General features: G+C 68.1%; 28 protein-coding genes. 2 read left to right on the forward strand and 26 right to left on the reverse strand.

Annotated elements, in window-relative coordinates; translation table 11 throughout:
- Positions 1-43: 43 nt before the first annotated feature.
- The 6 genes from ABT324_RS25915 to infA all read right to left on the reverse strand — a co-directional run bounded on the left by ABT324_RS25915 (position 44) and on the right by infA (position 3,249).
- Positions 44-1,123, reverse strand: a complete 1,080-nt coding sequence (locus tag ABT324_RS25915; protein ID WP_150067136.1) for a DNA-directed RNA polymerase subunit alpha — start codon at positions 1,121-1,123, stop codon at positions 44-46.
- A 145-nt stretch (positions 1,124-1,268) separates the two neighbouring features.
- Positions 1,269-1,874, reverse strand: a complete 606-nt coding sequence (gene rpsD / locus ABT324_RS25920; protein ID WP_150067135.1) for a 30S ribosomal protein S4 — start codon at positions 1,872-1,874, stop codon at positions 1,269-1,271.
- Between the two features lie 27 nt (positions 1,875-1,901).
- The gene (gene rpsK / locus ABT324_RS25925; protein WP_093155193.1) at positions 1,902-2,306 is read right to left on the reverse strand and encodes a 30S ribosomal protein S11; all 405 of its coding nucleotides are present in this window, start codon (positions 2,304-2,306) and stop codon (positions 1,902-1,904) included.
- 25 nt (positions 2,307-2,331) lie between these two features.
- Positions 2,332-2,709 carry a 30S ribosomal protein S13 gene (gene rpsM, locus ABT324_RS25930; protein WP_351182740.1) on the reverse strand — a complete coding sequence of 126 codons (378 nt, stop codon included), beginning with the start codon at positions 2,707-2,709 and terminating at the stop codon, positions 2,332-2,334.
- A 150-nt stretch (positions 2,710-2,859) separates the two neighbouring features.
- A complete protein-coding gene (gene rpmJ / locus ABT324_RS25935; RefSeq protein ID WP_010315372.1) occupies positions 2,860-2,973 on the reverse strand; it encodes a 50S ribosomal protein L36 in 114 nt (37 codons plus the stop codon).
- Positions 2,974-3,027: 54 nt separating this feature from the next.
- Entirely contained in the window at positions 3,028-3,249 is a 222-nt protein-coding gene (gene infA / locus ABT324_RS25940; protein ID WP_009948665.1) for a translation initiation factor IF-1, read from the reverse strand.
- A 382-nt stretch (positions 3,250-3,631) separates the two neighbouring features.
- Here infA and ABT324_RS25945 point away from each other — a divergent pair, with 382 nt between their 5' ends.
- Both ABT324_RS25945 and ABT324_RS25950 read left to right on the forward strand, forming a co-directional pair.
- Positions 3,632-4,294: a class I SAM-dependent methyltransferase gene (locus ABT324_RS25945; RefSeq protein WP_502949797.1), complete on the forward strand. Its 663-nt coding sequence runs from the start codon at positions 3,632-3,634 to the stop codon at positions 4,292-4,294.
- 202 nt (positions 4,295-4,496) lie between these two features.
- On the forward strand, positions 4,497-5,099 hold the full coding sequence (locus ABT324_RS25950) for a class I SAM-dependent methyltransferase (protein ID WP_351182742.1): 603 nt from the start codon (positions 4,497-4,499) through the stop codon (positions 5,097-5,099).
- A gap of 607 nt (positions 5,100-5,706) precedes the next feature.
- Here the strand turns inward: ABT324_RS25950 and map are convergent.
- The 20 genes from map to rplB all read right to left on the reverse strand — a co-directional run bounded on the left by map (position 5,707) and on the right by rplB (position 16,910).
- Complete coding sequence (map, locus tag ABT324_RS25955; RefSeq protein WP_351182744.1) at positions 5,707-6,498, reverse strand: type I methionyl aminopeptidase; 792 nt, start codon at positions 6,496-6,498, stop codon at positions 5,707-5,709.
- Positions 6,499-6,570: 72 nt separating this feature from the next.
- A complete protein-coding gene (locus ABT324_RS25960) occupies positions 6,571-7,125 on the reverse strand; it encodes an adenylate kinase (RefSeq protein ID WP_351182746.1) in 555 nt (184 codons plus the stop codon).
- 175 nt (positions 7,126-7,300) lie between these two features.
- On the reverse strand, positions 7,301-8,614 hold the full coding sequence (secY, locus tag ABT324_RS25965; RefSeq protein WP_351182748.1) for a preprotein translocase subunit SecY: 1,314 nt from the start codon (positions 8,612-8,614) through the stop codon (positions 7,301-7,303).
- Between the two features lie 384 nt (positions 8,615-8,998).
- Positions 8,999-9,448: a 50S ribosomal protein L15 gene (gene rplO / locus ABT324_RS25970; protein WP_351182749.1), complete on the reverse strand. Its 450-nt coding sequence runs from the start codon at positions 9,446-9,448 to the stop codon at positions 8,999-9,001.
- Between the two features lies 1 nt (position 9,449).
- Positions 9,450-9,632: a 50S ribosomal protein L30 gene (gene rpmD / locus ABT324_RS25975; protein WP_351182750.1), complete on the reverse strand. Its 183-nt coding sequence runs from the start codon at positions 9,630-9,632 to the stop codon at positions 9,450-9,452.
- 5 nt (positions 9,633-9,637) lie between these two features.
- Complete coding sequence (rpsE, locus tag ABT324_RS25980) at positions 9,638-10,249, reverse strand: 30S ribosomal protein S5 (RefSeq protein WP_351182751.1); 612 nt, start codon at positions 10,247-10,249, stop codon at positions 9,638-9,640.
- A gap of 35 nt (positions 10,250-10,284) precedes the next feature.
- A complete protein-coding gene (gene rplR / locus ABT324_RS25985) occupies positions 10,285-10,686 on the reverse strand; it encodes a 50S ribosomal protein L18 (RefSeq protein WP_351182752.1) in 402 nt (133 codons plus the stop codon).
- Positions 10,687-10,688: 2 nt separating this feature from the next.
- Complete coding sequence (rplF, locus tag ABT324_RS25990; RefSeq protein ID WP_351182753.1) at positions 10,689-11,228, reverse strand: 50S ribosomal protein L6; 540 nt, start codon at positions 11,226-11,228, stop codon at positions 10,689-10,691.
- A gap of 16 nt (positions 11,229-11,244) precedes the next feature.
- Entirely contained in the window at positions 11,245-11,643 is a 399-nt protein-coding gene (rpsH, locus tag ABT324_RS25995; RefSeq protein WP_351182755.1) for a 30S ribosomal protein S8, read from the reverse strand.
- 227 nt (positions 11,644-11,870) lie between these two features.
- Positions 11,871-12,056 carry a type Z 30S ribosomal protein S14 gene (locus ABT324_RS26000; RefSeq protein WP_195141715.1) on the reverse strand — a complete coding sequence of 62 codons (186 nt, stop codon included), beginning with the start codon at positions 12,054-12,056 and terminating at the stop codon, positions 11,871-11,873.
- Between the two features lie 3 nt (positions 12,057-12,059).
- Entirely contained in the window at positions 12,060-12,623 is a 564-nt protein-coding gene (rplE, locus tag ABT324_RS26005; protein ID WP_351182757.1) for a 50S ribosomal protein L5, read from the reverse strand.
- Positions 12,624-12,625: 2 nt separating this feature from the next.
- The gene (gene rplX, locus ABT324_RS26010; RefSeq protein WP_093155211.1) at positions 12,626-12,940 is read right to left on the reverse strand and encodes a 50S ribosomal protein L24; all 315 of its coding nucleotides are present in this window, start codon (positions 12,938-12,940) and stop codon (positions 12,626-12,628) included.
- A 76-nt stretch (positions 12,941-13,016) separates the two neighbouring features.
- Entirely contained in the window at positions 13,017-13,385 is a 369-nt protein-coding gene (rplN, locus tag ABT324_RS26015) for a 50S ribosomal protein L14 (RefSeq protein WP_150067120.1), read from the reverse strand.
- Between the two features lie 153 nt (positions 13,386-13,538).
- Complete coding sequence (gene rpsQ / locus ABT324_RS26020; protein ID WP_150067119.1) at positions 13,539-13,817, reverse strand: 30S ribosomal protein S17; 279 nt, start codon at positions 13,815-13,817, stop codon at positions 13,539-13,541.
- The gene (rpmC, locus tag ABT324_RS26025) at positions 13,814-14,056 is read right to left on the reverse strand and encodes a 50S ribosomal protein L29 (protein ID WP_270929395.1); all 243 of its coding nucleotides are present in this window, start codon (positions 14,054-14,056) and stop codon (positions 13,814-13,816) included. The genes rpsQ and rpmC overlap by 4 nt, the downstream gene beginning before the upstream one ends.
- Positions 14,056-14,475, reverse strand: coding sequence for a 50S ribosomal protein L16 (gene rplP, locus ABT324_RS26030; RefSeq protein WP_351182759.1), 420 nt, complete (start codon positions 14,473-14,475; stop codon positions 14,056-14,058). The genes rpmC and rplP overlap by 1 nt, the downstream gene beginning before the upstream one ends.
- Positions 14,476-14,478: 3 nt before the next feature.
- On the reverse strand, positions 14,479-15,315 hold the full coding sequence (gene rpsC, locus ABT324_RS26035) for a 30S ribosomal protein S3 (RefSeq protein ID WP_351182761.1): 837 nt from the start codon (positions 15,313-15,315) through the stop codon (positions 14,479-14,481).
- Positions 15,315-15,734, reverse strand: coding sequence for a 50S ribosomal protein L22 (rplV, locus tag ABT324_RS26040; RefSeq protein ID WP_029536138.1), 420 nt, complete (start codon positions 15,732-15,734; stop codon positions 15,315-15,317). Before rplV ends, rpsC begins: the two co-directional genes overlap by 1 nt.
- 42 nt (positions 15,735-15,776) lie before the next feature.
- Complete coding sequence (gene rpsS, locus ABT324_RS26045) at positions 15,777-16,058, reverse strand: 30S ribosomal protein S19 (RefSeq protein ID WP_093155222.1); 282 nt, start codon at positions 16,056-16,058, stop codon at positions 15,777-15,779.
- 18 nt (positions 16,059-16,076) lie between these two features.
- Entirely contained in the window at positions 16,077-16,910 is an 834-nt protein-coding gene (gene rplB / locus ABT324_RS26050) for a 50S ribosomal protein L2 (RefSeq protein WP_150067117.1), read from the reverse strand.
- Positions 16,911-16,929 lie beyond the last annotated feature (19 nt).

Genomic DNA, 16,929 nt, shown 5'->3' on the forward strand with positions numbered 1-16,929 from the left:
TGCTCCTCTCAGGGCGCGCCGGAACCCCGGACGCGCAACACAGCTACAGCTGCTCTGTCTCCGCGTAGTCCTGACCGTCGTCGTAGCCGTTGTCCTCGACGGGCCCGACCGAACCGACGGTGGCCTCCTCGGAGGACCAGCCCTCGGACGGGTACTCGGCAGCCGCCGCGGACGGGTCGAACCCGGGCGGGCTGTCCTTGAGCGCGAGCCCAAGGCCGGCCAGCTTCATCTTGACCTCGTCGATGGACTTCGCACCGAAGTTGCGGATGTCCAGCAGGTCGGCCTCGCTGCGCGAGACCAACTCGCCGACGGTGTGGATGCCCTCCCGCTTGAGGCAGTTGTAGGAGCGCACCGTCAGGTCGAGGTCCTCGATCGGCATCGCGTAGGCCGCGATCGTGTCCGCCTCGGCGGGCGACGGGCCGATCTCGATGCCCTCGGCATCGACGTTGAGCTCGCGCGCGAGCCCGAACAGCTCGACGAGCGTGCGACCGGCCGACGCCACCGCGTCCCGCGGGGTGATGGACGGCTTGCTCTCCACGTCGAGGACCAGCTTGTCGAAGTCCGTGCGCTGCTCGACACGGGTCGCCTCGACCTTGTAGGTCACCTTCAGCACCGGCGAGTAGATCGAGTCCACCGGGATGCGGCCGATCTCGGCGCCGGTCTGCTTGTTCTGCATCGCGGGGACGTAGCCACGACCACGCTCGACGACGAGCTCGATCTCCAGCTTGCCCTTCGCGTTCAGCGTGGCGATGTGCAGATCGGGGTTGTGCACCGTGACACCCGCCGGCGGCACGATGTCCGCGGCGGTGACCTCACCCGGGCCCTGCTTGCGCAGGTACATCGTCACCGGCTCGTCTTCCTCGGAGCTGACGACCAGCTCCTTGATGTTCAGGATGACGTCGGTGACGTCCTCCTTCACACCCGGAATCGTGGTGAACTCGTGCAGCACACCGTCGATGCGCAGGCTGGTGACCGCCGCCCCCGGGATGGAGGAGAGCAGCGTGCGGCGCAACGAGTTGCCCAGGGTGTAGCCGAAACCCGGCTCCAGCGGCTCGATGACGAACCGGGAGCGCGTCTCCGACACCACCTCTTCGGACAGTGTGGGTCGCTGGGAGATGAGCACTTGACTTTCCTTTCCTCACGGCGCCCGCTATTTGACGCCGATGGAATGGCGTGCCCGCGTTGCGCGGGCCGGTGGCGGATTCCTGCACCGCCACCGCTGGCTGCGAGCCGCCGACGACCGCAGCGGCGGCCGTCGGCGGGACGCGTCACTTCGAGTAGAGCTCGACGATGAGCTGCTCGGTGACCGGGGTGTCGATCTGCGCGCGCTCCGGGCGCTGGTGCACCAGGATTCGCAGGTTCGAGGGCACGACCTGGAGCCAGGCCGGGACCGGACGCTCGCCCAGGGTCTCCTTGGCGATGATGAACGGCGTGGTGCCCAGGGACTTCGGCTTGACGTCGATGATGTCCCACTTCGAGACCTGGAAGCTGGGGACGTTCACGCGCTTGCCGTTGACCGTGAAGTGGCCGTGGCTGACCAGCTGCCGCGCCATGCGGCGGGTGCGGGCCAGGCCAGCGCGGTACACGACGTTGTCCAGCCGGGACTCCAGCAGCTGCAGGAGGTTGTCACCCGTCTTGCCCGGGCGCCGGTTGGCTTCCTCGTAGTAGTTGCGGAACTGCCGCTCGAGCACGCCGTAGGTGAACCGGGCCTTCTGCTTCTCCTGGAGCTGCAGCAGGTACTCGGTTTCCTTGATGCGCGCGCGACCGTGCTGCCCCGGCGGGTACGGGCGGCGCTCGAACGCCTGGTCACCGCCGACGAGGTCAACCTTCAGACGGCGGGACTTGCGGGTCGCGGGACCGGTGTAACGAGCCATCTTTGTTCCTTACTCCTTTCCCGCGACTCAGACCCGACGACGCTTCGGCGGGCGGCAGCCGTTGTGCGGCTGCGGGGTGACGTCCTGGATGGTGCCGACCTCGAGACCGGCCGCCTGCAGCGACCGGATCGCCGTCTCGCGACCCGAACCCGGGCCCTTGACGAAGACGTCGACCTTCTTCATGCCGTGCTCGGCGGCCTTGCGGGCCGCGTTCTCGGCGGCCATCTGCGCGGCGAACGGGGTGGACTTGCGGGAGCCCTTGAACCCGACGTGGCCCGCGGAGGCCCAGCTGATCACCGCACCGGTGGGGTCGGTGATCGAAACGATGGTGTTGTTGAACGTGCTCTTGATGTGCGCCTGGCCGTGAGCGACGTTCTTCTTTTCCTTGCGCCGCACCTTCTTGACGGCACCAGCGCGCTGCTTGGGTGGCATAGCTTTAGCTGACTCCTAGCGAGGCTTACTTCTTGGCCTTCTTCTTGCCGGCGACCGTCTTCTTCGGGCCCTTTCGGGTGCGGGCGTTGGTCTTCGTCCGCTGCCCGTGCACCGGGAGGTGGCGGCGGTGCCGCAGCCCCTGGTAGCAACCGATCTCGATCTTCCGGCGGATGTCGGCCTGGACCTCGCGGCGGAGGTCACCCTCAACGCGGTAGTTCTCCTCGATGAAGTCGCGCAGCTTGGTGAGCTGCTCGTCATCGAGGTCGCGCGGCTTGGCGTCCGGCGAGACGCCGGTCCCGGCGAGGATCTCCTTCGCCCGGGTCTTGCCGATGCCGAAAATGTAGGTGAGCGCGATCTCCATGCGCTTCTCGCGCGGGAGGTCGACTCCGACGAGCCGTGCCATGCGGCTCCTTCTCCTTCTGTCAGTCCAGGTCTGCTCCCGCCCCGTCCCCGCAGCAGCGGGGCCCCGGCCTGGTCCGGGGGTCAGCCGACCCACTCACGGGTCGATTGGCGGCGGGAGTTCCTCCGTTGTCGTTTTCGCGACTGGCGCGAGTCAGCCCTGACGCTGCTTGTGTCGGGCGTTGTCGCAGATCACCAGCACCCGCCCGTGACGGCGGATGACCTGGCACTTGTCGCAGATTCGCTTCACACTCGGCTGGACCTTCACGGTCGTGCTCTCCTGCTCGAACGCGTGTCCGGGATCCCCCGAACACCGTGGAGGTCACTTGTAGCGGTAGACGATGCGCCCACGGGAAAGGTCGTACGGCGAGAGCTCCACCACGACCCGGTCCTCAGGCAGGATGCGGATGTAGTGCTGGCGCATCTTGCCACTGATGTGTGCGAGGACCTTGTGGCCGTTCTCCAACTCGACGCGGAACATCGCGTTGGGGAGTGGCTCGATCACCCGACCCTCGACCTCAATGGCCCCGTCTTTCTTGCCCATGTCCTCCGCGTTTCGTGACGGTGACGGTTTGCGGACCTAAGTCCCTGCCGCCGGCACCGGAGGACCCGGCACCCGCGACGGACGCACGCCTGCCCCCGGTCCGGAACCCGCGGAAGCCCCGTCCCGCACACTCGGGAACGGTTAACCAGGCACAACGAACCGACGTCAGGAGCGCGCCGATGTTCCATCGTACGCGCCGCCGATTCACCCCTCCACATCGGGGCAGCTCAAGGCGGTTCCGCACACCCAGCGTAACCGGCCCTCGCCCCCGGTCCGCGGCGCCACCGCGCTGGCTTGCGGGGGTGCTCCCGGCCTCACTACGTTCGATCAATCAGACGAAACCGCGGTCGAGGCCCCCCACCCGGCAGAACCGAGGAGCAGCGTGACATCCCAGCAGGACCGACGCGATCCGCGCACCGCGCCGTGGCTGGACCAGGCCACCCGGACCGCCCACCGCAAGCTCGGCGAGTACCGGACCTTCCTCCGGAGCGCGGTGCGCAACCCCAGGGTGGTCGGCGCCGCCACCCCAACCTCGGCCGCCGTCGCGGCGACCGTCGCCCAGGTGGTGCCCACCACCGGCACCCCCGTGGTGGTCGAGCTGGGCCCCGGCACCGGCTCGCTGAGCGACGGCATCCACGCCCGCCTGCCGCAGGGGGCGCGGCACCTCGGCATCGAGCTCGGCGAGGGCATGGTCGAGCACCTGCGGGCGCACAAACCGTGGCTGGAGGTCGTGCACGCCGACGCCAGCGACCTGCTGGCCCTGCTGGACAAGCGGGGCATCACCCGGGTCGACGCGGTGATCAGCAGCATCCCTTGGTCGCTGATGCCCGGCGGTGCCCAGGACCACCTGCTGCGCCAGGCCGCGGAGGCCCTCGCCCCGCATGGCGCGTTCACCGCGCTGACCTACCTCCCGGCCGACCGGACCCCCGGCGGCCGCCGGTTCCGGAACCGCCTGGAGCACGTCTTCGACGAGGTGCTCACGCACACCACGTGGCGGAACCTGCCGCCGATCCTGCACTACGTCTGCCGACGCCCACTGCAGTGACCGCTGCCCCACCCCTGTTAGCGGAGGCTCCCGGGCGCCCGTCGGCGCATCCTCGGGGCATGAGTCCGGCACGACAGTCAACCACGCAGCGCGACGACCCGACTCCGCTCCGCCATACACGGCGACTGGCCGTGAACGGTTGCCCGCTGCGGTGCGTGGAGGGGTTAACGTCGCGGCGTTCCACTGGATGGTAGGAGAAGGCGTGAGCAAGCGAAGGAAGCTGCGCGAGTACTGGACGTTCCTCAACAGCGCAGCGCGGCAGCCGTCCACGGTGGGTGCTGTGCTGCCGACGTCCCGGTACGTCGCGGAGGCGGTGGCCTCGGTGGTGCCCAGCTCGGGCACACCGACCGTGTTGGAGCTAGGACCGGGCACCGGGGCGCTCAGCGGACCGATACAACGGCGCCTCGGGGAAGGCGCCCGGCACCTGGCCGTCGAAATCGACCCGAACATGGTCCAGTTCCTGGAGCGCACCAAGCCGTGGCTGGAGGTGATCGAGGGTGATGCCACCCACCTGCGCAAACTTCTCGACGCGGCGGGTGCGGACCGGGTCGACGCGGTGATCAGCAGCATCCCCTGGACGCTGCTGCCCCCGGACAAGCAGCGGGAGCTGCTGCACGAAGCGGCCTCGGTGATGTCGGCCGACGCGGTGTTCACCACGGTCACCTACTCGACGACGCTGTGGCGGTCCTCGACCCGCGAGTTCGTCAACGCCCTGCACGACACGTTCGACGAGGTCATGCCCAGGTCCACGATCTGGCGCAACGTCCCCCCGGCCAGGGTCTACGCCTGCCGCCGCCCGAAGTGACCCGCGACCTGCGACTTCAATGGAATCCACGCATCCGGTTCCCATTGAGGTGATCTCAGCAAGCGTCCCGACGCATCACCGGCGTGTCGGGTGCCCGACACACCGGTGATTACAGTTTCAGTTGAAACTGTAACCGTCCCCCACCCCTCCGACGACGCGTCGCCACTCTTGCGCACCCGAAGTGAGGGCACCCTTCACCGGCCCAGCCGGAGAAGGCGCTCTTCACCAACGCCCGCGATCGGCGCTGGGTGTCGGTGGAGGCGGTATCGGCGCCTGCCTGGGGTTGCAGTTTCAGTTGGAACTGTGAATCATCCGGCGACTCGCCTGCGCGGGTCCGGTGAGATCACCTCGATGGAATCGCACCTCGCACCCCACCGGCCCGGACACCCACGCGTGATCCCGACGCACAGGAATCCGAGGGCCGGGACTCCGGCGCACGGACTTCGGGACTCCGGTGCGCGGGTTCCGGTGGGCGTCCGAGGGGGCACTCCGGGGTTGGTGGCTCATCCGCGCGATTTTTACTGAGGTTGGATGTCCCACTTCAACGGAAATCGCGGTTGGAGTGGTCTTGAGCCGACCGGGTTCCTGGACGGGTCCCGGGTGGGCGTCAGTCCTCGGGGGCGGTGAGGACCCAGGGGCCGTCTTCGGTGATGGCGACCGTGTGCTCCCAGTGAGCAGCTCGGGAACCGTCGGCCGTGACCACGGTCCACTCGTCGTCGAGCTCCTCGGTCTCCGCCGTGCCCAGCGTGAGCATCGGCTCCACCGCGATCGCCATGCCCACGCGCAGCTTCGGCCCGCGCCCCGGCTTGCCGAGGTTCGGCAGGAACGGCTCCATGTGCATCTGGGTGCCGATGCCGTGGCCGCCGTACTCGGCGATGATCCCGTACGACCGGCCGTCGGCCTTCGCCGCCGCGAGCGCCGCGGACTCCACCGCGTGCGAGATGTCGGTCAGCCGGTTACCGGCCCGGACCTGCTCGATCCCGGCCCACATCGACGCCTCGGTGGCAGCCGACAGGGCGCGGTCCGCCGCGCCGACCTCGCCGATCGCCAGGGTCACCGCGGAGTCGCCGTGCCAGCCGTCCAGGATCGCGCCGCAGTCCACCGAGAGCAGGTCGCCCTCGGAGAGGACCTCGTCGCGCGACGGGATGCCGTGCACGACCTTCTCGTTCAGCGAGGCGCAGATGGACCCCGGGAAGCCGTGGTAGCCCTTGAAGGACGGCACCGCCCCCGCGTCGCGGATGGTCTGCTCGGCGAGCTCGTCCAGCTCACCGGTGCTCGCCCCGGCCTTGGCCTGCGCGGTCACCGCGGCCAGCGCGCGGGAAACCACCAGGCCCGCCGCGCGCATCGCCTCGATCTCGCCACGAGACTTGAGCTCGATGCCCTTCCCCCGACGCAACAACGCACTCACCTTCGCAAAGAATCTTCGGATTGCCCGGACGCGGCGCTGCCGGCCCGGGCTGCCGCGTCCGGCTCAGCCGCGGTCGCGGAGCGCGTCCAGCGCCCGGGCGGTGATCTCCTCGATCGAGCCCACCGCGTCGATCTTGAGGATCCGGTCCTGGTAGTAGGACAGCAGCGGCTCGGTCTCCTCGCGGTAGACGGCCAGCCGGCGGCGGATGACGTCCTCGGTGTCGTCCGAGCGGCCGCGCGCCAGCATGCGCTTGACCAGCTCCTCCTCCGGCACGTCGAACTGCAGCACGGCGGTCAGCTCAGCCCCCTGCTCCGCCAGCATCTCGCGCAGCACGTCGGCCTGCGCGGTGTTGCGGGGGTAGCCGTCCAGCAGGAAGCCCTTGGCGGCGTCGTCGTCGGCGAGGCGGTCGCGCACCATCTCGTTGGTGACCTCGTCCGGGACCAGCTCACCCGCGTCCATGTAGCTCTTGGCCTTCTGGCCGAGCGGGGTCTCGTTGCCGATGTTGGCGCGGAACAGGTCTCCGGTGGAGATGTGCGGAACGCCGAGCTGCTCGCTCAGCACGGCCGCCTGGGTGCCTTTGCCCGCACCCGGCGGGCCGACGAGAACCAATCGCACCAAGGGTCTGCCTCCGAATCAATCCGATCGCACGCCAACTCCTGACGAGCGCTGCGCGGCGCCCACCTGCCTGCGAGCGACCGCTGCTCCTCAACCCCACGCATGGACCTGGGTCGCACCAGCCATGCCGGAACCTGCGGTTTCCGGGCACGGCGAAGCCGCGCCCGGACCGCTCAGCTTACCGGAGGAATCCCTCGTACTTGCGCTGCGTGAGCTGGCTCTCGATTTGCTTCACGGTGTCCAGGCCCACGTTGACCATGATCAGCACCGCGGTGCCGCCGAACGGGAAGTTCTGGTTCTGGCCCTGACCACCGGTGAGGCCGAGGAAGAAGTTCGGCAGGATCGCGATGATGCCCAGGTACAGCGCGCCGGGCAGGGTGATCCGGGAGAGCACGAAGTTCAGGTACTCGGCGGTCGGCCGCCCCGGGCGGATGCCCGGGATGAAGCCGCCGAACTTCTTCATGTCGTCGGCGCGCTCCTCCGGGTTGAACGTGATCGACACGTAGAAGTACGCGAAGAAGACGATCAGCGCCATGTACAGCAGGATGTGCACCCAGCTGGACGGGTCGACGATGTAGGTCTGGATGAACCGGGCCCACCAGGTGTCCTGGTTGCCGGCCAGCTGGCCGATCAGCTGCGGCAGGTACAGCAGCGAGGAGCCGAAGATGACCGGGATGACACCCGCCTGGTTCACCTTCAGCGGCAGGTAGGTGGAGGTGCCGCCGTACATCCGGCGGCCGATCATGCGCTTGGCGTACTGCACCGGGATCCGGCGCTGGGCCTGCTCGATGAACACGACCGTGCCGATGATGACGACCGCGAAGCCGCAGACCACGGCGAACACCAGGCCGCCGTGCGACTGCAGGATGGCGCCGCCCTCGGCCGGGATACGGGCCGCGATGGAGACGAAGATCAGCAGCGACATGCCGTTGCCGATGCCGCGCTCGGTGATCAGCTCACCCATCCACATCAGCACCGCCGCACCGGCGGTCATGACGACCACGATGGTGATGAGGTTCAGCACCGAGTCGTCCGGGATCGGCGAGACCGAGCAGCCCTGGAACAGCTGGCCGCGCACCGCGAGCGCCACCACGCCGGTGCCCTGCAGGATCGCCAGCGCGATCGTCAGGTACCGGGTGTACTGGGTCAGCTTCGCCTGCCCGGCCTGGCCTTCCTTCTTCAGCTGCTCGAAGCGTGGGATGACCACCTGCAGCAGCTGGATGATGATGCTCGCGGTGATGTAGGGCATGATGCCCAGCGACAACACCGACAGCTGCAGCAGCGCGCCACCGCTGAAGAGGTTGAGCAGGGAGTAGACGCTCTGCGAGCCGCTGCCCTCGATCTGCTCGATGCACTGCTGGATGTTCGGGTACGACACCCCGGGAGAGGGGATCGTCGCGCCGAGCCGGTAGAGCACCACCATGCCGAGCGTGAACAGGATCTTGCGGCGCAGGTCCGGCGTCGCCAGAGCCGAGCGGAAGGCGCCGAGCACGCGAACCTCCTGTACGCGAGCCGGTCGAGACCGGCCGGGGAAAGATGCGGCAAATTTCCGCAGCACCCGTTCATCACGGCACTGCCGGGGCGACTCTAGCAGGCCGGGAGCCCGCCACGTTCGGCGACCGAAGCCTCACACCTGATCACGGGGTACGCCGACGGCGAACACCTGGGCATTCACAGTTTCAACTGGAACCGCGAACCCCCGGCGACCTGCACCTTCCGCCGAACCCCGGCCCCTGCAACAGGTTTCACCACAGTTCCAACCGGGGCTGTGGTCCACAGGGGACGGTGCAGGCCGAGATCTTTTCACCTGATCGGTGGGAAAAACGGTGAGGGCCGGTCGACTCGACGTCGACCGGCCCTCATCGGTGCTGCTTCGTCAGCGGTCCAGCTTGGTGACCGAACCACCCGCAGCGGTGATCTTCTCCTGGGCGCTGCCGGTGAACGCGTGCGCGGTCACCTCCAGCTTGACGCCCTCGAGGTCCCCGTCGCCGAGGATCTTCACCAGCTCGTTCTTCTTGACCAGGCCCTTGGCGACCAGCTCGTCGATGCCGACGGTGCCACCCTCCGGGAACGCCTGGGCCAGCCGACCGATGTTCACACCCTGGTACTCGGTGCGGAAGCGGTTCTTGAAGCCGCGGAGCTTCGGGAGCCGCATGTGGATCGGCATCTGCCCACCCTCGAAGCGGGGGGAGACGTTCTTCCGGGCCTTGGTGCCCTTGGTACCGCGACCGGCGGTCTTGCCCTTGGAGGCCTCACCGCGGCCGACGCGGATCTTGTCGCGCTTGGCACCGGGGGCCGGACGCAGGTCGTGCAGTTTGATGACCATGTCAGTCGACCTCCTCGACCGTCACCAGGTGACGGACGGCGTTGATCATGCCGCGCACGTTCGAGTCATCCGGACGCACCACGGACTGACGGATCTTGCGCAGCCCGAGGGAGCGCATGGTGTCGCGCTGGTTCTGCTTGCTGCCGACCAGACCGCGAACCTGGGTGATCTTCAGCTGTGCCATGTCGGTCAGACCCCCTGCCCGGCAGCACGCGCGCGCAGGATGAACGCCGGAGCGACGTCCTCGAGCGGCAGGCCACGACGAGCCGCGACCTCCTCCGGCCGCTGCAGCTGCTTGAGCGCGTTGACCGTGGCGTGCACGATGTTGATCGGGTTGTCGCTGCCCAGCGACTTGCTCAGCACGTCGTGGATGCCGGCGCACTCCAGCACCGCGCGCACCGGGCCACCGGCGATGACACCGGTACCGGCGCTGGCCGGGCGCAGCAGCACGACACCGGCCGCCTCCTCGCCCTGCACCGGGTGGGTGATGGTGCCGCCCAGGCGCGGGACGCGGAAGAAGTTCTTCTTCGCCTCCTCGACGCCCTTGGCGATGGCCGCCGGAACTTCCTTGGCCTTGCCGTAGCCGACACCAACCATGCCGTCACCGTCGCCGACGACGACCAGCGCGGTGAAGCTGAAGCGCCGACCACCCTTGACGACCTTCGCGACACGGTTGATGGTCACGACGCGTTCGAACTGCGGGGTCTTCTCTTGGGCCGCCCCGCCACGGCCGCCGTCGCGGCGGTCCCGGCGGTCCTTGCCGCCGGACTCCCCGCCCTCACGCCGAGTGCGTCCAGGCATCAGGCGTCCCTTCCGTTCTCGTTCTCAACCACTTGTCAGAACTCCAGTCCGCCGTCACGCGCGGCGTCCGCCAGCGCAGCGACCCGACCGTGGTAGTCGTTGCCGCCGCGGTCGAAGACGACCTTCTCGATGCCGGCGTCCTTGGCCCGGGCGGCGACGAGCTCGCCGACCTTGGTGGCCTTGGCCTTCTTGTCGCCCTCGAACGCGCGGACGTCGGCTTCCAGGCTGGTCGCCGACGCCAGGGTGTGCCCCTTGGTGTCGTCGATGACCTGGGCGACGATGTGGCGCAGCGACCGGGTCACGACCAGGCGCGGGCGCTCGGCCGTGCCGAGGATCTTCTTGCGGATGCGCGTGTGCCGCTTGGCGCGGGCAAGCCGACGCTTGGTCGAGATGTCCTTGCCCACCGGCTTGCGCTTGGTAGCTGTCGTCTCGCTCATGGTCACTTACCCGTCTTCCCGACCTTGCGGCGGATGTTCTCACCTGCGTAGCGGACACCCTTGCCCTTGTACGGGTCGGGCTTGCGCAGCTTGCGAATCCTGGCCGCGATCTCGCCGACCAGCTGCTTGTCGATGCCCTTGACCGACAGCTTGGTCGGGCCGTCAACGGCGAACTGGATGCCTTCCGGCGGCTCGATCACGATGGGGTGGCTGTAACCGAGGGAGAACTCGAGGTTCGATCCCTTCAGCAGCACGCGGTAACCGACGCCGTGGATCTCCAGGGCCTTCTCGTAGCCCTGGCTGACCCCGATGATCATGTTGTTCACCAGGGTCCGGGTGAGCCCGTGCAGCGAACGGCTCTCCCGCTCGTCGTCCGGGCGCTTGACCAGCACCGCACCATCTTCGTCCCGCTCGACGACGATGGGTTCGGCGACCTGGTGCTGCAGCGTGCCCTTGGGGCCCTTCACCGTCACCGCCGGGCCGTCGATGGTCACCTCGACGCCGGAGGGGACGGTGATCGGCAGCTTTCCGATGCGCGACATTGCCGCTCCTCCTCCCTTACCAGACGTAGGCGAGGACTTCCCCGCCCACGCCCTTCTTCATGGCCTGCCGGTCGGTCAGCAGACCGCCGGAGGTCGAGATGATGGCGACGCCCAGGCCACCCAGCACCTTGGGCAGGTTGGTGGACTTGGCGTAGACCCGCAGACCGGGCTTGGAGACCCGGCGCAGGCCCGCGATGCTCCGCTCGCGGTTCGGGCCGTACTTGAGCTCGACGACGAGCTGCTTGCCCTTGTCGCCCTCCTCGACGCGGGAGCCGGACACGTAGCCCTCCCGCTTGAGGATCTCGGCGATGTTCGCCTTCAGCTTGGAGTGCGGCATCACGACCTCGTCGTGGTATGCCGAGTTTCCGTTGCGCAGACGCGTCAGCATGTCTGCGATCGGATCGGTCATCGTCATGACCTGCTCAACCTTTCTCGTCTGGTTCCGATGGGCCCCGACCGGACACCACCCGCGGGTGGCGCGTCTGGGCCCTGGCCTGGACGAAGTTCGGGAGCCCGGCCCGGGGGCCAGCTCCTAGTCATTTCGCGTGCAAGCACGGCTCAGAGCCGCGGAGCGTGGGCATCAGCCCTGGTAACGCCTGCTGAGGGTACCGGTAGCCGGCATCACCCCAGCAGGCGGGCACGTCACCAGGAGGACTTGCTCACGCCGGGCAGCTCGCCCGCGTGCGCCATCTCGCGGAAGCACACCCGGCACAGCCCGAACTTGCGGAACACCGCTCGCGGACGCCCGCAGCGCTGGCAGCGGGTGTAGCCGCGAACGCTGAACTTCGGCTTGCGCGAAGCCTTGATAACCAGCGCCTTCTTGGCCATCGCTCAGTTCTCCTTGAACGGGAAGCCCAGGTGCTTCAGCAGCGCCCGGCCCTCCTCATCGTTGGTGGCCGTGGTCACGACGGTGATGTCCATGCCCCGCGGACGGTCGATGCTGTCCGGGTTGATCTCGTGGAACATCGACTGCTCGTTCAGGCCGAACGTGTAGTTGCCCCGGCCGTCGAACTGCTTCGGCGACAGGCCGCGGAAGTCGCGGATGCGCGGCAGCGCGATGGTGACCAGGCGGTCCAGGAACTCCCACATCCGGTCGCCGCGCAGGGTGGCCCGCGCGCCGATCGGCATGCCCTCGCGCAGCTTGAACTGCGCGATGGACTTGCGGGCCCGGCGGATCTCCGGCTTCTGACCGGTGATGGTGGCCAGGTCGCGGACCGCGCCCTCGATCAGCTTGCTGTCCCGAGCGGCGTCGCCAACACCCATGTTGACCACGACCTTGACCACGCCGGGCACCTGCATGACGTTGGAGTACTGGAACTCCTCGTTCAGCGCCTGGCGGATCTCTTCGCGGTAACGGGTCTTGAGCCGCGGGACGATCTTCTCAGCGGTCGTCATGATCAGATGTCCTTACCGTTACGACGAGAGATGCGAACCTTCTTGCCGTCCTCACCGATGCGGTAGCCGACTCGGGTGGGCTTGCCGTCGGAGTCCACGACCATCACGTTGCTCACGTGGATCGGCGCTTCCTGGGTCACGATGCCACCGGACTGCGCGCCACGCTCGGTCCGCGAGACCTTGGTGTGCTTCTTGATCCGGTTGACACCCTCGACCAGGACCCGCTGCTCCTGCGGCATGGCCTTGATGACCTTGCCCTTGGCGCCCTTGTCCTTGCCGGAGATGACGACGACCGTGTCGCCCTTCTTGACCTTCATCAGATCGACACCTCCGGGGACAGTGCGGTGGTCCGGTTGTCGAACCCCGTGTCGCGCCGTGTTGCTTGGACCTTCATCACAAGACCTCCGGCGCGAGCGAGATGATCTTCATGAACTTCTTGTCGCGCAGCTCTCGGGCGACCGGCCCGAAGATGCGGGTACCGCGCGGCTCACCGCCCGGCTTCACCAGCACCGCAGCGTTCTCGTCGAACCGGATGTAGGACCCGTCCGGACGACGCTTCTCCTTCTTCTGCCGGACGATGACGGCCTTGACCACATCGCCCTTCTTGACGTTGGCACCGGGGATGGCCTCCTTGACGGTGGCCACGATGATGTCCCCGAGGCCCGCGTAGCGGCGACCCGACCCACCGAGGACACGGATCGTGAGGATCTCCTTGGCCCCGGTGTTGTCGGCGACGCGCAGTCGCGACTCCTGCTGGATCACGTCTTTCTCCTGACCCTAAGTACTCGGGCTCGGTTGCCCGAGCACACTCTGGCGCGCCAAATTGCCGACCTGACGCGCGCGGTCAACTTCCGGCACGAGGCCCGGCCGGCCGCTGGGTCTCCCCCGCGGCCGACCGGGCCGCACACCTTCGTCTTACTTGGCCTTCTCGAGGATCTCGACGAGCCGCCAGCGCTTGCTGGCCGACAGCGGCCGAGTCTCCATCAGCAGCACGCGGTCGCCGACACCGGCCGTGTTGGCCTCGTCGTGCGCCTTGACCTTGCTGGTCTGCCGCATGACCTTGCCGTAGAGGGCGTGCTTCTTGCGGTCCTCGAGGGAGACCACGATCGTCTTGTCCATCTTGTCCGAGACGACGTAGCCCTCGCGCACCTTGCGGCGGTTGCGCTCCACGCCCTGACCTTCCTTCTCGCTCATGCCGCGCCCTCCTCAGCGCCTTCGGGGGAAACCGTCAGGCCCAGTTCGCGCTCTCGCATGATCGTGTAGATCCGGGCGATGTCCTGCCGGACCGTGCGCAGCCGCCGGTTGTTGCTCAGCTGACCGGTGGCCATCTGGAAGCGGAGGTTGAACAGCTCCTCCTTCGCCTCCTTCAGCCGCTGGACGAGCTCCTCGTCGTTGAGTTCGCGGAGCTCGGAAGCGGTGACACCCGCTGCCATCAGAAGTCACCACCCTCGCGGGACACGATCTTGCACTTCATCGGGAGCTTGTGCGCCGCACGGGTCAGCGCCTCGATCGCCGTCTTCTCGTTCGGGAAGGTCAGCTCGAACATGATGCGTCCGGGCTTGACGTTGGCGACCCAGGACTCCGGCGAACCCTTACCGGAACCCTGACGGGTCTCGGCGGGCTTCTTGGTCAGCGGGCGGTCCGGGAAGATGTTGATCCACACCTTGCCGCCACGCTTGACGTGCCGGGTGATCGCGATACGGGCCGACTCGATCTGGCGGTTGGTCACGTAGCCGTGCTCGATCGCCTGAATGCCGTACTCACCGAAGCTGATCTTGGTGCCACCCTTGGCGAAGCCCTTTCGCTTCGGTGCGTGGCTCTTGCGCCACTTCACCCTGCGTGGGACGAGCACGTCTCAGCCCTCCGTCTTCTCTTCAGCCGCAGCAGCCTGCGGCTGCTCGCCCTCCGCGGCCTTGTCGGCCTTGGCGGACTTGTCAGCTGCAGCGCGGTCCGCGCCGCCGGAGCCCCGGCGACGACCACCGCGGTCGGAACGGCCACCGCGCTCACCGCGGTCGCCGCCGCGCGGCGGACGGACCTCGGACTCCTGCTGCTTCTGCTTCAGGCCACCGACCAGCTCGCCCTTGTAGATCCACACCTTGACACCGATGCGGCCGAAGGTGGTGCGGGCCTCGAAGAAGCCGTAGTCGATGTCCGCGCGCAGCGTGTGCAGCGGAACCCGGCCCTCGCGGTAGAACTCCGAGCGGGACATCTCCGCGCCGCCCAGGCGACCGCCGCACTGCACCCGGATGCCCTTGACCTGCGGCGAGCGCATGGCCGACTGGATGGCCTTGCGCATCGCGCGCCGGAAGGACACGCGGTTGGACAGCTGCTCGGCCACGCCCTGCGCGACCAGCTGGGCGTCCGCCTCGGGGTTCTTGACCTCGAGGATGTTGAGCTGGACCTGCTTGCCGGTCAGCTTCTCCAGCGCACCGCGGATGCGGTCCGCCTCGGCACCGCGGCGGCCGATGACGATGCCCGGCCGAGCGGTGTGAATGTCCACCCGGACCCGCTCGCGGGTGCGCTCGATCTCGACCTTGGAGATCCCAGCGCGCTCCATGCCGCGAGACAGCTGCCGGCGGATCTTGACGTCCTCCGCGACGTACTCCGAGTACTGCTTGTCGGCGTACCAGCGGGACTTCCAGTCCGTGGTGATGCCGAGTCGGAAGCCGTGCGGGTTGATCTTCTGACCCACTACCGGGCACTCCCCTTCTGGCTCTTTCGGGACTTGGTCGCCGCCTTCGGCCGGGACTCGACCTCGACCGTGATGTGGCTGGTCCGCTTGCGGATCCGGTACGCGCGGCCCTGCGCACGCGGCCGGAACCGCTTCAACGTCGGCCCCTCGTCCACGTACGCGTGGCGCACGACCAGCGTCTCCGGGTCGAGGGAGAGGTTGTTCTCAGCGTTGGCGATCGCGCTGGCGAGCACCTTCGACACCGGACCGCTGGCGGTCTGCGGCGCGAACTGGAGCACGGCCAGGGCGTCGGCGGCACTCCGGCCCTTGATGAGCTCGACCACGCGGCGCGCCTTCATCGGCGACACGCGGACGAACCGGGCCCGCGCCACTGCGTGCGGGAATTCCTCCGCAGCAGTGGAGTCGGTACGGGCTGTCATCCTGCTACCCCTTGCTCTTACTCGTTCGTGTCACAGACCCGCTCAGCGGCGGCGCGACTTCCGGTCTTCCTTGACGTGGCCCTTGAAGGTTCGGGTCGGGGCGAACTCGCCCAGCTTGTGCCCGACCATCGCCTCGGTGACGAACACCGGGACGTGCTTGCGGCCGTCGTGCACCGCGAAGGTGTGGCCCAGCATGTCCGGGATGATCGTGGACCGGCGGGACCAGGTCTTGATCACGGTCTTCTTGCCCGACTCGTTCAGCGCGTCCACCTTCTTGAGCAGGTGGTCGTCCACGAACGGGCCCTTCTTCAGGCTGCGTGGCATGTTTGCTTACCTCCCTGCTCAGCGCTTCTTGCCGGTGCGACGGCGGCGGACGATGAGCTTGTCACTGGGCTTGCGGCGGCGGGTGCGGCCCTCCGGCTTGCCCTTCGGGTTGACCGGGTGGCGACCACCGGAGGTCTTGCCCTCACCACCACCGTGCGGGTGGTCCACCGGGTTCATGACGACACCGCGGACGGTCGGGCGCTTGCCCTTCCACCGCATGCGGCCGGCCTTGCCCCAGTTGATGTTGGCGTGCTCCGAGTTGCCGACCTCGCCAACGGTGGCCCGGCACCGCGCGTCCACGTTGCGGATCTCGCCCGAGGGCATCCGCAGCTGGGCGTACGGGCCGTCCTTGGCCACCAGCTGCACCCGGGCACCGGCCGAGCGAGCGATCTTCGCGCCCTGTCCGGGGCGGAGCTCGATCGCGTGGATCACGGTGCCGGTCGGGATGTTGCGCAGCGGCAGGTTGTTGCCCGGCTTGATGTCGGCCCGCGCACCGCTCTCGATGGCGTCGCCCTGCTTGACCCCGTTCGGCGCGATGATGTACCGCTTCTCGCCGTCGGCGTAGTGCAGGAGCGCGATCCGAGCGCTGCGGTTCGGGTCGTACTCGATGTGCGCGACCTTGGCCGGCACACCGTCCTTGTCGTTGCGGCGGAAGTCGATCAGGCGGTAGGCCCGCTTGTGGCCGCCGCCCTTGTGCCGCGTGGTGATCTTGCCCTGAGCGTTGCGGCCCGCCTTGCGGTTCAGCGGCCGCACCAACGACTTCTCCGGCTCCGACCGGGTGATCTCGGCGAAGTCGGACACGCTCGAGCCGCGACGACCCGGCGTCGTCGGCTTGTACTTGCGAATGCCCATGGTTAACGCAACCTCGTCC

This window comes from Saccharopolyspora sp. NPDC000359 (assembly GCF_040300525.1).
Lineage (GTDB): Bacteria > Actinomycetota > Actinomycetes > Mycobacteriales > Pseudonocardiaceae > Saccharopolyspora.